General features: G+C 62.6%; 11 protein-coding genes and 1 tRNA gene. 4 read left to right on the forward strand and 8 right to left on the reverse strand.

Annotated elements, in window-relative coordinates:
- Positions 1–109 precede the first annotated feature (109 nt).
- Positions 110–1810 carry a S9 family peptidase gene (locus tag J7J55_00360; GenBank protein MCD6141170.1) on the forward strand — a complete coding sequence of 567 codons (1701 nt, stop codon included), beginning with the start codon at positions 110–112 and terminating at the stop codon, positions 1808–1810.
- Between the two features lie 408 nt (positions 1811–2218).
- Here the strand turns inward: J7J55_00360 and J7J55_00365 are convergent, their stop codons facing one another.
- From J7J55_00365 to J7J55_00380, 4 genes are all read right to left on the reverse strand, one after another.
- Positions 2219–2812, reverse strand: coding sequence for an ATP-dependent Clp protease proteolytic subunit (locus J7J55_00365; protein ID MCD6141171.1), 594 nt, complete (start codon positions 2810–2812; stop codon positions 2219–2221).
- Positions 2809–4062 (reverse strand): trigger factor, encoded by a 1254-nt coding sequence (gene tig, locus J7J55_00370; GenBank protein MCD6141172.1) that lies wholly within the window; start codon positions 4060–4062, stop codon positions 2809–2811. The genes J7J55_00365 and tig overlap by 4 nt, the downstream gene beginning before the upstream one ends.
- Before the next feature lie 72 nt (positions 4063–4134).
- Complete coding sequence (locus J7J55_00375) at positions 4135–4824, reverse strand: site-2 protease family protein (GenBank protein ID MCD6141173.1); 690 nt, start codon at positions 4822–4824, stop codon at positions 4135–4137.
- A 9-nt stretch (positions 4825–4833) separates the two neighbouring features.
- Positions 4834–6417: an NFACT family protein gene (locus tag J7J55_00380; GenBank protein ID MCD6141174.1), complete on the reverse strand. Its 1584-nt coding sequence runs from the start codon at positions 6415–6417 to the stop codon at positions 4834–4836.
- 51 nt (positions 6418–6468) lie between these two features.
- Here J7J55_00380 and J7J55_00385 point away from each other — a divergent pair.
- Both J7J55_00385 and J7J55_00390 read left to right on the forward strand, forming a co-directional pair.
- A tRNA-Thr gene (locus J7J55_00385) sits at positions 6469–6540 on the forward strand.
- A gap of 343 nt (positions 6541–6883) precedes the next feature.
- Positions 6884–7465 carry a hypothetical protein gene (locus tag J7J55_00390; protein ID MCD6141175.1) on the forward strand — a complete coding sequence of 194 codons (582 nt, stop codon included), beginning with the start codon at positions 6884–6886 and terminating at the stop codon, positions 7463–7465.
- A 70-nt stretch (positions 7466–7535) separates the two neighbouring features.
- Here the strand turns inward: J7J55_00390 and J7J55_00395 are convergent, their stop codons facing one another.
- From J7J55_00395 to J7J55_00410, 4 genes are all read right to left on the reverse strand, one after another.
- Positions 7536–9875 (reverse strand): molybdopterin-dependent oxidoreductase, encoded by a 2340-nt coding sequence (locus J7J55_00395; protein MCD6141176.1) that lies wholly within the window; start codon positions 9873–9875, stop codon positions 7536–7538.
- Positions 9868–10338, reverse strand: a complete 471-nt coding sequence (locus J7J55_00400) for a (2Fe-2S)-binding protein (GenBank protein MCD6141177.1) — start codon at positions 10336–10338, stop codon at positions 9868–9870. Before J7J55_00400 ends, J7J55_00395 begins: the two co-directional genes overlap by 8 nt.
- The gene (locus J7J55_00405; GenBank protein MCD6141178.1) at positions 10335–11180 is read right to left on the reverse strand and encodes an FAD binding domain-containing protein; all 846 of its coding nucleotides are present in this window, start codon (positions 11178–11180) and stop codon (positions 10335–10337) included. The genes J7J55_00400 and J7J55_00405 overlap by 4 nt, the downstream gene beginning before the upstream one ends.
- Positions 11181–11266: 86 nt before the next feature.
- Positions 11267–11440 (reverse strand): hypothetical protein, encoded by a 174-nt coding sequence (locus tag J7J55_00410; protein ID MCD6141179.1) that lies wholly within the window; start codon positions 11438–11440, stop codon positions 11267–11269.
- Between the two features lie 216 nt (positions 11441–11656).
- Between J7J55_00410 and J7J55_00415 the strand changes: the two genes are divergently transcribed.
- Positions 11657–12733, forward strand: a complete 1077-nt coding sequence (locus tag J7J55_00415) for a hypothetical protein (protein ID MCD6141180.1) — start codon at positions 11657–11659, stop codon at positions 12731–12733.
- The last annotated feature ends 30 nt before the right edge of the window (positions 12734–12763 follow it).

Below are 12763 nucleotides of genomic sequence, written 5' to 3' on the forward strand. Positions count from 1 at the left end.
GAAAGGGAACATACCGCTCAAAGAACTGGCGAGCTTGCCGAGTTTCTACTTTGTCAATCCGGCTTGGGATGAGAAACGATTCGCGTTCTACTGGGATAAGACCGGACGGATGGAGCTGTACACGGCCGAGTTGCCCAACGGCGCGCCCCGCCAGGTGAGCCACGGCGAGGTACCGCGGTCGCTGCGGGCCGGGTTCATCTGGAGCCGCGATGGCTCCACGATCGTGTTTGCCAAGGACCGGGACGGGAACGAGCAGCACGACCTGTATGCAATCGACACAAGTACAGGCGCCGTCGCCCAGCTCACCGACACTCCACAGGCGCAGGAGATCCCGGTCGAGTTCTCCCCGGACGATGCCTGGCTGACAATGCTGTCCAACCGCGACGGCCAGTTGAACCTGTACAAGCTCCGCCCGGACGGATCGGAGGTGACCCCGCTCACCCGGTTCGAGAACCCGGTCCTGGACGGCGGGATCTGGAGTCCGGACGGGACGAAAATCGCGTTTTCGTGCAACGAGACCCCGGAGCTGAAGAACCAGGACATCTACATCGTGAACGCGGACGGAGGCGGGATCAAACGCGTGCTGCAGGTGAGGGTCGGCTCTAAGGACCGTCCGGCGAGATGGCTCCCCGACAGCCGCCGCCTCGCGTTCACGACCGATGCCTTCGGAGTGAACCGGCCCGGGGTCCTCGACGTCGAGACGGGCGAGGTCAGCTTCTACGGGGAGGAGGGGGTGGACGAGACCGCGACATCCGTATCCCGCAACGGCCGCTATCTCCTCGCCCTGCGCAATAAGGACGCGACGATCCGGCCGGTCATATACGAGCTCGCGACCGGGAAGATCCGCGAGTTGAACCTCCCGCCCGGGGTGGCGTACGGGGCGGAGTTCGTCCTTGATGACACCGCACTCCTTGTCACTCACACATCAGCCACGCGCCGAAATGAGCTCCTTCTCTACGACCTCGGGTCCGATTCCTACTCCGTCCTCATCCCGGCCGAATACGGCTCGATCGATCCGTCTGTGTTCGTTCCCGAAAGATACGTCACCTACCGGTCGTTCGACGGGCTCGAGATCCCGGCGCTCCTGTATGTCCCGCGTGACATCCCCGCCGGCGAGCGGCTCCCGGCGATCGTGATCGTGCACGGCGGCCCGACCGGCCAGTTCTTTCGCTCATTCGATCCCTACGCCCAGTTCCTCGTCGACCGCGGGTTTGTGGTCCTCGAGCCGAACATCCGCGGGAGCACCGGCTACGGAGTGGAGTTCCGCGACATGAACCGCTACGACTGGGGCGGGGCCGATCTCGAGGACGTCGCCGCCGGGGCGGAGTACCTGAAGTCGCTCCCGTTCGTCGATCCAAACCGGTTGGGGGTGTTCGGCGGCTCCTACGGTGGCTACATGACGTTGATGCAGGTGGTGAAAAAGCCGGATCTATGGAAGGCGGGGGTTGCCTGGGTCGGGATAAGCGATCTTCTGCGGCTGTACGAGAAGAGCATGGAGCACTTCAAGTACTTCCTGCGCTGGCACCTGGGCGACCCGGAGGAGAACGCTGCGCTGTGGCGGGAGCGGAGCGCGATCAACTACGCCGAGAATCTGAAGGCGAAGCTCCTCCTCGTGCACGGGGTGAACGACCCCCGCTGCCCGGTCGAGCAGTCGCGCCTGTTCCGGGATCGGCTGGTAGAGCTCGGTTACAAGGAAGGAAGGGACTTCGAGTACGTCGAGCTCGGGGAGGAGGGACATGGCTCCTCAGACATCGCCCACAAGGTCCGCACCTACACCCTGCTCGCCGATTTCATGGACCGGAACCTATGACACCAACCGCAGAGGCGCTGAGGACGCAGAGAAGTAAAGAACCCTGCAGTAAGCTACGGGGATTAGAAGACAGCGTTGCACACAAGGTGCGAGGCTACGAAAGCCGCGATTCTTCGTGGAGTCGGGGCTTGTCCCCGACGTCATTCGTCACAGAGTTCATGTAATCCGGACAACCATGTAGAGCATCAGAGGTCCAAACAGTGGGGTGATCCGCATGTTGAAGTTTTATCCATTTCCTCGCTGTCACATGGGTAGCGGAAGACAACTATGAAACCAACCGCAGAGGCGCTGAGGACGCAGAGAAGATGAAAGGAAGGGATAAGTCCGAGAGGGTTGCCCGATAGCTGTTCACCCGTTCCCTAAATTCCCAAAACCCTCGGTGCACTCTGCGTCTCTGCGGTGTATACATCACTGCCGCGGAGCGATGATCCGGTCGATGATCCCGTATTCTTTGGCCTCCTCCGGGGACATGTAGAAGTCGCGGTCGGTGTCCTTGGCGATCTTCTTCACCGTCTGACCGGTGTGAGCGGCGAGGATGCGGTTGATCTGATCGCGCATCCGGAGGAGCTCGTCGGTCTGGATCTTGACGTCGATCGCCTGCCCCTGCGCTCCGCCGAAGATCTGGTGGATGAGGATGCGCGAGTTGGGGAGGGCCGAGCGCTTCCCCTTCGTCCCCGCGGCGAGGAGGACCGCGGCCATGCTCGCCGCCTGCCCGATGCAGATCGTCGACACATTGCAGCTCACGTACTGCATCGTGTCGTAGATCGCGAACCCGGCGGTGACCGACCCGCCGGGCGAGTTGATGTACAGCTTGATGTCCTTGTTCGGGTCCTTGGCAGCGAGGAACAGCATCTGGGCGATTACTACGTTCGCTACCTCATCGTCGATCGGCTGGCGGAGGAACACGATCCGATCCTCGAGCAGGCGGGAGTAGATGTCGTAGGTTCGCTCGACGTGGCCGGTGCGGTCGATGACGAACGGGATCTGGGCGGTCGGCTTCATTCCCCTTCCTCCTTGATCTTCGCTTCATCGTACAAAAGCTCGAGGACACGGGTGTTGATCTTGGCGCTCCGATAGTCGTCCCACCGCTCCTCGGCCTTGAGCCGAGCGATGAACCGGAGCGGGTTCTCCCCCTCGCGTTCGGCCTCTTCGGTCGCGATCTTCTCGAGTTCTTCATCGGAGATCTCGATCCCCTCCGCTTCCGCGATCCGCTGCAGCATCAGCTCGCGGCGGATGCGGCGGGAGACCCGGTCGCGGTAGTCGGCCCGCACCTCGTCCTCGGTCCGTTCTTTTTCCTTTAGGTACTCCTCGAATGAGAACGGGGAACGGGGACGGGCGAGGTTCTTCTTCAGCTCGTCCAGCTCTTCTTCAGCGATCTCCTCGACCAGGGCCTGGGGAAGCGGGATCTCCGTCTGCTCGATCAGCTTATCGAGGAGCTTGAGCTCGAGCTCTTGCTTGCGTTCCTGTTCCCGCGCCTGCTCCAGCCGCTCCCGGATGTAGGCCTTCAGGGCGTCGAGGCTGTCGTAGCCCGCGTCCTTGGCAAGCTCATCGTCGATCTCCGGAAGCTGAATCTCCTTCAGTCCGAGGATCTCAAGGGAGGTGTTCACGGTCTTCCCTTCCTCGACGGTGAGCGAGATCTCCACCGTCTCCCCCACCTTGTGCCCGATCAGCTGCTTCGTCACTGGGTTGTCCTCCTCGGCACGGGCGTCCCACTCCTCCTCGCCTTCCTTGAGGTGGACGATGTCCCCGGCGGAGACGGTATCCCCTTCCTTGGGGACAAGTGCCCCGAACTGGGAGCGGATCTCCTCCAGCGTCTTCTGGATGTCCTCCTCGGTCACCGGGGTCGCGGGCGGGGCAGTGATCTCAATCCCCTTGTACTCGGGGAGTTCGAACTCGGGGAGAACGGAGAATCGGGCGGTGAACACGAACGGCTTTCCCGCCTCGAGCTCGGCCTCCTCGGCCTGCGGTGGAGTGACCGGATGGAGCCCGAGCTCAGCGATCGCCCGGGGAAGGTGCCGCTCCGTCAGGTCCTTCCGCGCCTCCTCGGTGAACAGCTCCTTTCCGAGCCGCGCCTCAAGGAAGCTGCGCGGAACGCGCCCCTTGCGGAACCCGGGGATCTCCACCTCGCGGCTGTAGCGGCGGTATACATCATCTATCGCGTTGCGCACCTCCGTTGGATCGATGGTGATCTCCAGCGTCACCTCGGTCGGGGTGCGCTCCTTGATCTCATATTTCGTCCCTTGATTTGTCACGGAAATCCTCTCCCTATCGTTGGTTGCTTTGGGGATTATACGCACGGGGAAAGGATTGAACAAGGAGCAGTGCTAGAAGGTGAGGGAGGCAAGCCACCTGATTCCGAGGAGTCCCCGCCAGATCCCGCTTGTTGCATCGATCAACCGGCCGATCCCACCGAGGAGGATGATCGCAAGGAGGATCCACATCCCGTACCGCTCGAGCATCAACATCACCCGCTTCCCCTCCGGGGGGAGGAAGTAGGTGAGGACACGGGAGCCGTCGAGGGGCGGTATCGGGATCATGTTAAATACAGCAAGAATCACATTGATTATCACGAACACCCCAAGGAGATAGAAAACGGCTTGCACGAGATTGGCGGTGAATCCGGCTCCGAACAGGACGGAGTTCGGCACTCCGGTCAGGATTCCGCGTCCGATCCCGGCGGTCAAGAGAGCGAGGACGGTGTTCGTCGCCGGACCAGCGATCGCCACGTACAGCATCCCCTTGAACGGGTTGCGGAAATAGTTGGGGTTGATCGGAACCGGCTTTGCCCATCCAAACAAGAATGGGGAATGGAACGCGACCAACAGCAGCGGGACGAGGATTGTCCCGATCGGATCGATGTGAGCGAGCGGGTTCAGGGTCAGCCGGCCGTGCGCCTTGGCGGTCGGATCTCCGAGCCGGTAAGCGACATAGCCGTGCGACACCTCGTGCAGCACGATCGCGGTGAACACCGCGACAAGCGACAAGATGATATCGAGGATATATCCGAAGTCCATACCCGTAAGTTACCCATTCTTTCGCAACGGCGCAACAGTGATCGTCTCCTCGCGGTCGAGGATGACGAGCCCCGGGGGAGCCCCCTTCGGCTTGCGTACGTGCTTGACTGCAGTATAACTCACCTCGACCTTCGGCTCGTCCCGCGCCTTGGACGCCCCGGCGGCGAGGCGAGCCGCTTGTTCGATCACTTCGCGCGGGATCTCCTCCCGCCCCTGCCGGCGGACGACCACGTGCGCGCCCGGGACTCCTTTGGCGTGGAACCACAGGTCGTCCGGGCGTGCTCGTTTGAGCAGGGAATCGTTCTCCAGCGCGCTCCTCCCCACCTCCACGAGGTAGCCGTCGATCCGGTAGGTCCGGGGGGCGAGGGGAACGGCCCGGCTTGTACGCTGCTTGGACTCCGTCGGGAGGAGGGAGAGGGCCTCCGCGGACGGGATATCACCGGCGGCGAGCGCGGCGAGTCCGGTTTCCAGGATTGCGATCTCCTTTTCCAGACGACGCTTGCGTGCCTCAACACGCGGGCGGCCACGGCGCAGCCGCTTGGCCCGCTCGTACAGGGCCTGTGCGTTTTCCACCGGCCCAAGGCGCGGGTTCAGCGGGACCTCCACCGAAGCACCGCTCTCCAGATCGAGAAGCTGAGCACGGTCGATCCCGCGGGTCAGTTCGTTCAGATGGATCATGATGAGGTCGGCGTAACGGCGCAGGGTTCCCTCCTTCTCTGCATCTTCTAACCAGCGGGTGAGCTTCGCAAGGGTCCGTCTGCGCTTCGCCAGCGCCCGCTCGAGTCCGCGGCGGAGGCTTTCCTTCTCCTGATCGTAGTGTTCATCCGCGTGTTCCTCCTCGTACTCCCGGTCGAGCGCTGCGGAGAAGCTCGCAAGGACCACGCCGGATTCCACCGGAAAGAAGAACGCTGTTTCCCTGTTTGGATCGTAGCATCCGATCGGACGGGCAACGTGGGAAACGATCTCGGCGAGGCGGGACGCAACCCCCTCCGATCCGCCCGCCTGCGCGGCGATCACCTGCGCGGTCTCCTTTCCGATCCCGTCGATCCTTCTAACGAGCGCCCGCACCGGATCGTCCGCCGTCAGAAGTTCGGAAATGACCTGCGGATCAACCTTGCGCGGGTCGAGCTTCCCCTGCCGGGGGAGGGGACGGTACTCTTCCCCCGGTTGGGCGCGGGGATCGGCCCGCAGCGCCGCGACCACCCGCCCATCCCGCACCAGGATCAGATTCCCCCTCACTCCGATCAGCTCGGCTATGAGGGTGAGATCGGTCTTTTCTGCTTGACTGCGGCGGGTTATCTCGATGCGCACGACGCGCTCCCATCCTTCCTGCCTCACCGCGGTGATCCTCCCGCCGCGCAGGTGCTTGCGCAGGAGCATGGTGAACGGGGATGGGGTCTGGGGGTGGGGAAGGTCGAGCCCGGTCAGGTGGATCAGCGCCTTCCGGGGAGAGACGAGGAGGCGCAAGGCGCGCCCGGAGAAGATGTGGAGCACGAACGTCCCGGGATCGGGCGCGAATACAGTCCGAATCGAGCCGCCGATCGCGGAGCGCTCGATCTCGGTCACTGCTGCGGCGATCGCCAGGCCGTCCATGGTCCCTCCGGTTGATGCGGTAAAATGGGGTCGCTATAATCAGATTATATCGCCGGCGTAGCTCAGTGGTAGAGCAACGGTTTCGTAAACCGTCGGTCGGAGGTTCGACTCCTCTCGCCGGCTCAGCGGAGGTACACAATGGAAGTATCCAGTGTCGTTACGCATGGGTATGTAACACCGTGGTGGGTTTCGGCACTCTCCATTTTTCAGCTCCTCGTCGGTGTGGTCGTCCTTTTCCTCGTAGTTTACGCTTCGTGGAAGTTCTTCCGGTTTTTGCGCAAGTGGAATCCGTAGGGGATCGCGCCCGCCTCGTCAAATTCTAGGTAAGCTGCTCGTACATCCCGCTGTGTTTTGGTGATGAATGTCACATTCGCACGAGCCATCCGGTAGCGTTCTGGTTCTGCTTACGTGCGAGAATCTGTCCGGACGGCACGGCTGTCCGACAAAAGATGAGGGGTGAGAACTGATGAATGACACCACGACATTGATCGTGTTCGGAGTGGCGGTCGCGGTCCTGCTGATCGGCGGTCTGGCCCTGAACCAGCCTCCTCCTGCTCCGGAACCCGAACCTGCGCCCCAGGTGACGGTACCGCAGAAGACGCTCGAGATGCTCGGCCCGGTCTACTCGGAGAAGGGGGTATTCCAGGACGACGCGCTGTACATCTCGTTCAAGGCGGCGATCGACGGGGATAATAAGGTCGAGAGCAAGATCCCTGTCTGGATCCACAATGTCTCCTCCGACGCGATCGTGATCCTGTGGGACCGCTGCTCGATCACTATGCAGGATGGGAACACCGTCCCGCTCGTCCCTGAGTCGCACCTGACGGCGACCGAGGCACTCCCCGATGTGATCACCATCGCTCCGGGTGGCGATCTGTTCGAAGCGCTGATCCCGGTGACCGAGATCACGCGCACCGACGGGGGCTACACCCTGTCCACCGAGGCGATCGATCAGGGACCGTTCCTCCTCACCCTGGCGGTCGAGGCAACTGGAGATGGCTGCGCCCGCACGATCCGATACTACCCGTTTAGGCTGATCATCCGGTAGTCATCATCACCGACCGAGAGAGGAGCGCCGCACGCGGTTGTGCGGCGCTGTCGGGTACGAGAGGAGGGGCCTATCCCTCCTTTTTTCGCATCGCCTTCAGGACGCGCTCGGGGGTGAACGGCGTGTTGCGGAGCCTGACCCCGACCGCGTCGTAGATCGCGTTGGCGATCGTCGGGATCGGGGCGTTGATCGCGATCTCCCCCACCGATTTCGCCCCCATCGGCCCGGTCGGCTCGTAGGAGTCGACGAGGATCACCTCGAGCTCCGGCATGTCGAGTGCACCGAGGATCTTGTAGTCGAACAGGTTCGGGTTGCGCACCCTCCCACGCGAGCTGAACAGCATCTCCTCGGTGAGAGCGTATCCGATCCCGTTGGCGATCGCCCCCTCGACCTGCCCCTGCGCCATCTTCGGGTTGATCGGGGTCCCGCAGTCGACCGCGGCGACGTACTTCAGGACCTTGACGAGCCCGGTCTCAGTGTCGACCGCCACCTCGGCGAAGCTCGCCATGAACGGGGGAGGGGACTCCTCCGGGACGAACGAGGCAGTGGCGCCGATCTGGAACTGATCGGATTGGTACATCGCGTAGTGGCAGACCTCGGACAGACTCGCGCTCCTCCCGTCCGGGGCGACGACCCGCTCAGCGGAGAGCTCGAGGGAGTCCGGAGCGGCATCGAGGATCCGGGAAGCGACCTCGAGGATCTGCCCCTTCACCGCGTCGGCCGCCCGCTTCACCGCCATCCCGGAGACGTAGGTCGTCGACGATGCGTACGCCCCGACGTCGAACGGGGTCATGTCGGTATCGGAGGAATAGACGATGATCTTCTCCAAGGGCACGCCGAGGACCTCGGCCGCGATCTGGCCGAGGATCGTGTCCGATCCAGTACCGAGGTCGGTCGCGCCGACGAGGAGGTTGAACGATCCGTCCTCGTTCATCTTGATCGTCGCCGCCCCCATGTCGATCTGGGCGATCCCCGAGCCCTGCATGTGAACGGACATCCCGAGCCCGTGCACCCATGAGCCCTCCCTGATCCGCTTTCCGCGCCGCTCCTCCCAGCCGATCCGGGCCATCCCGACCTCGATGCATTTCTCGAGCTCGCAGCTTCTGATGATCTGCTCGACCCCTTCCCGTCCCTCGCCGAGCTTGACGAATATCGGGGAGGTCTCACCGGCCCGGATGTGGTTGCGCCGCCGCAGCTCCACCGGGTCGAGCCCGAGCTTCTCCGCGAGCTCGTCCATCGCCGTCTCGAGCGGGAAGTACCCCTGCGTCGCCCCGTAGCCGCGGTAGGCCCCGGCGACCGGCATGTTGGTGTAGACCGCCTTCCCGAAGAAGTGGACGTTCTCCGCCTTGTTGTAAAGCGGAAGGGTCTTGCTCCCGGTGTTGGAGAGGACGGTCAGCCCGTGTGAGCCGTAGGCGCCGGTGTTGGAGATCGCCTCCATCTCCATCGCGTGGAGGGTCCCGTCCGATTTCGCCCCGAGCTTGACGCGGACGCGCATCGGATGGCGAGTGCGAGCGGAGATGAACTCCTCCGGCCGCGTAAGCTCGATCAGCGCCGGCCGTTTTGTCCGCAGCGTGACAAGGGCGGCGATATCCTCGAGGAGGATCTCCTGCTTCGTCCCGAACCCCCCGCCGATCCTGGGCTTGATCACCCGGATCCGATGGAGCGGATAGTCGAGGGCATAGGCGACGATCCGCCGGACGTGGAACGGGACCTGGGTCGAGGTGCGCAGGACCAACCTCCCGTCGGAATCGAGGTAGGAGAGGACGACGTGCGGCTCGATCGGGGTGTGCTGGGCGTACTGAAGCTCGCAGGTCGTCTCCACGATCACGTCCGATTCGGCGAATCCCCTCTCCACGTCCCCGACGTCGATATCGACATCGGCAACGATATTGCGCTTCGGATCGTATATCCCGGCGGAATCGTCCTCGTCGTGGATCACCGGTGCGCCCGGGGCGAGGGCGTCGTCGATCGAGAGGACGGCGGGGAGCTCCTCGTATTCGACCTCGATCGCCTTTATCGCTTCCTCTGCGATCTCCCTCGTCTCCGCCGCCACGGCAGCGACCCGGTCCCCGACGAACCTCACCTTGGTGTCGAACATCCGCGTGTCGTACGGGGACGGCTCGGGATACCCCTGGCCAGCGGTGGTGAACCGCCGCGCCGGGGTGTTCGCGTGGGTGAGAACGAGCGCCACGCCCGGGATCGCCTCCGCCTTGGAGGTGTCGATTCGCTTTATCCGCGCGTGGGCGTACGGACTCCTCAGGATCTTGACGTACAGGGTGTCGGGAAGGTCGATGTCAGCGACGAACTTCGGCCGGCCGGTGACAAGCGGGATCCCGTCCACCTTCCGCTCGTCGTGACGGACCACACTGAACGCGCGTCTCTTCTCCACTGCTTTCACCGGGCTAGACATCTTTCCCCTCCATCCTGCGTACGGCGAGCTCTATCGCCTCGACCTGTTTGACGTAGCCGGTGCACCGGCACAGGTTCCCGGAGATCGCCTCCCTTATCTCCTCCTCGCTCGGGTGCGGGTTCCGATTGAGCAGGTCGGTCGCCGCAATCAGCATCCCGGGGGTGCAGTAGCCGCACTGGACCGCGCCCGCATCGAGGAACGCCTCCTGCAGGACGGAGAGCCTCCCGTCCGCCTCCAGCCCCTCAACCGTGGTCACCGTGCGGCCGTCGGCCTTAGCGGCGAGGACGAGGCAGGAGTTGACCGCGCGGCCGTCGAGCAGGACGGCGCACGCCCCGCAATCACCGGTCTCGCATCCCTTCTTCACCCCCTTGTACCCCTCCCGCCGGAGGAGCTCGAGCAGGGTATCGCCCGGTTCGATCTCAAACCCACGCCGGACTCCGTTCAAGATCATCTCAACCCTCATCCTGATCCCTCCAATCTCTCCTTTACCTGGGAGAGGAGCCGCCGTATCCCGGTTGCGACCAGCTCACGGCGGTAGTCGGCGCTCGCCCGCATGTCATCGCGCACGTCGACCTCCCCTTGCGCCGCGGCCACCGCGGCATCGATCGTGGCAGGGGAAAGGGGGTTACCCACCAGGGCCTCCCCGGCCGCAGTGGCGATGGCCGCCCGCGCCGGGGTCCCCCCGACCGCGATCCGCGCCTCTGCACACACGCCCTCCTCGATCCTGACGAATGCAGCGCAGTTCAGAATGGCGATATCGAACGCAGTCCGGCTGAACTTCCAGAACGCCGCCGCGCTCTCTCCTGGGAATGCGGGAAGCTCGACCTGGGTGAGGATCATCTTCTGGCGGTGCACGTTTCTCGCGTAGAAGTCGGAAAGCGGTATCTCGTGCTCCTCTCCGTCGAAGTAACGGACCCGCGCCCCGAGGGCGAGGAACAGCGTGATGACATCCGACCACGGATGGGCGATCACCAGGCTTCCCCCTATTGTCCCCAGGTTGCGCTGGAGCGGAGAAGCGACGGTGTGCAGGGCATCCGCCACGACTCCCCCGAGGTAGTCTTTCACAATTGAAGATTCGAGGACCTCGGTCAAGGTGGTCGTCGCTCCGATTGTGATCCCATCGGATCCCTGCTCGATCCCGGACAAGGGAAGGGAGGTGATGTCGATCAGGGCTGTCGCTTCATTGGGAAACAGGATGACATCTATCCCCCCGGCGATGATACGGGCTTGGTTCTCTGTAAGGGCTGAAAACGCCTCGGCAAGAGTGCGAGGTCGAATAAACCGAGTTACCTTCGTCAGTGCCACGGTCCCTCCTTTGAGGAACAGTTTACCAAGGGAACAGGCGGCGGACAAGAAAAAACCGGCGCGGCCGGGCCGCGCCGGGTGTTCGGTTAATCCTTCTTCTCTTCGCGGTCCAGGTACTGGAGGATCGCATCGACGACAAGATAATTGATCGAGCGGTCGCGCTTCTCGCTCAGGCGGATCAGCCGCTCAACCGGCTTCTTTTCCATCTTGGACTGTGGAATGTAGATGGAAAGCTTGTCAAGAATTTGCTTCTTAGGCATTTGATTCACCTCCTCATTAACGGACTTATCATTCTCTCATTTGTTTCTCACTGAATTCATCCACGGTTATAGGATACACATCAAACGGGAAATTTCTATGCCGGAAGCAAGAAAATTATATGGATACAAAATGAAAAAAACAACCCCAATGCCCGTTTTGATGCGGCTCAGCTCGGCGGGTGAGATTACTGTATAATGTGATGGAAGGAGGTAGCTATGGCGAACATAGTGAGGCTGGTGCTGGCGGTGCTGTTGTTGCTCGGGATCGGGGGGGGCATCTTCGGATGCGCTCTGTTCTCGGGTGGGACGCAAGCGGTGATCGAGATCACTCCGGTATCCGGAGTGGTTCCGCTCACCATCCACTACTCCGGGAGCGGCTCGACCGGGCCGAGCGGCATCACGACCTATCACTGGACGTTTGGAACCGGGGACGAGTCGTACACCGAGTCCGGTTACTACACCTACGAGCACGCTGGTGTGTTCACCGTTACCCTCACCGTCCGCGCCGGAGACGGATCGACGGCGACGAAGAGCGTGACGGTGGAAGTGGCCCCGGCGGTCTGGATCACCGATACCAATCTCGACACCGTCTACCGGTTGAGCATGGATGGGGATGTCCTCGATTCGTTCCATCTTCCGGTCGGGCAGCCGCAGGGGGTGACGATCGCAGAGGCAGACGGGGCGACGTGGTTGTTCATCGCCTGCAAGAACAACGGGAACCAGCGGATCGTCCGGGTTGATCCCGTCACCGGGAACGTAACCGGAAACTACCCTGCTCCCGCCCAGTCACCCCGCAACCTGACGTACGCTGCGGACGAGCCGAAGCGGATCTGGCACGTGGACGGACTGAGCCGGAAGCTGTACGGGATGAACCGGACCAACCTTCAAGTCTTAGGCTCCTTCGGCCAGAACTATTTCAAGAGTACCTCCCCCCAGGTAGGGAACGTTCAGTTCCTGTGGACCCCTGCCGGACTCGACTGGACCCCAAAGAACAACGCCTCCGGCTACCTGTGGTATCTGGAGGGGGAGACGCGCCTTTTGTACAAGATCAGGATCATCCCGAGGTACGACATCATGTCCGGGACGCAGCTTGAGATAGTGGGGGATCCGGTCGCGCTCGACCCCTACTTGTTCCCAACGGCAGGGATCGACTTCTACGCCGGATACCTGTGGGTAGTGGACATCGCTCACCACGCGATCGTCCAGGTCGACGCGGATACCGGAGAACCGACCGGGACGAAGATCACCGGTTTCCCCGGCGCTTTACCCGGGGGAATCGAGATCCAGCAATAATCCTCATTGTGATCCCGGCTGGGATGTGCC

The sequence above is a fragment of the Candidatus Bipolaricaulota bacterium genome (assembly GCA_021159055.1).
Classification (GTDB): domain Bacteria; phylum Bipolaricaulota; class Bipolaricaulia; order UBA7950; family UBA9294; genus S016-54.

Bases quoted from the DNA above. Each gene is read 5' to 3' on its own strand.
- J7J55_00360 (MCD6141170.1), top strand. From the start codon at position 110: ATGGAGCTGTACACGGCCGAGTTGCCCAACGGCGCGCCCCGCCAGGTG.
- J7J55_00365 (MCD6141171.1), bottom strand. From the start codon at position 2,812: ATGAAGCCGACCGCCCAGATCCCGTTCGTCATCGACCGCACCGGCCAC.
- J7J55_00375 (MCD6141173.1), bottom strand. From the start codon at position 4,824: ATGGACTTCGGATATATCCTCGATATCATCTTGTCGCTTGTCGCGGTG.
- J7J55_00380 (MCD6141174.1), bottom strand. From the start codon at position 6,417: ATGGACGGCCTGGCGATCGCCGCAGCAGTGACCGAGATCGAGCGCTCC.
- J7J55_00390 (MCD6141175.1), top strand. From the start codon at position 6,884: ATGAATGACACCACGACATTGATCGTGTTCGGAGTGGCGGTCGCGGTC.
- J7J55_00395 (MCD6141176.1), bottom strand. From the start codon at position 9,875: ATGTCTAGCCCGGTGAAAGCAGTGGAGAAGAGACGCGCGTTCAGTGTG.
- J7J55_00400 (MCD6141177.1), bottom strand. From the start codon at position 10,338: ATGAGGGTTGAGATGATCTTGAACGGAGTCCGGCGTGGGTTTGAGATC.
- J7J55_00410 (MCD6141179.1), bottom strand. From the start codon at position 11,440: ATGCCTAAGAAGCAAATTCTTGACAAGCTTTCCATCTACATTCCACAG.
- J7J55_00415 (MCD6141180.1), top strand. From the start codon at position 11,657: ATGGCGAACATAGTGAGGCTGGTGCTGGCGGTGCTGTTGTTGCTCGGG.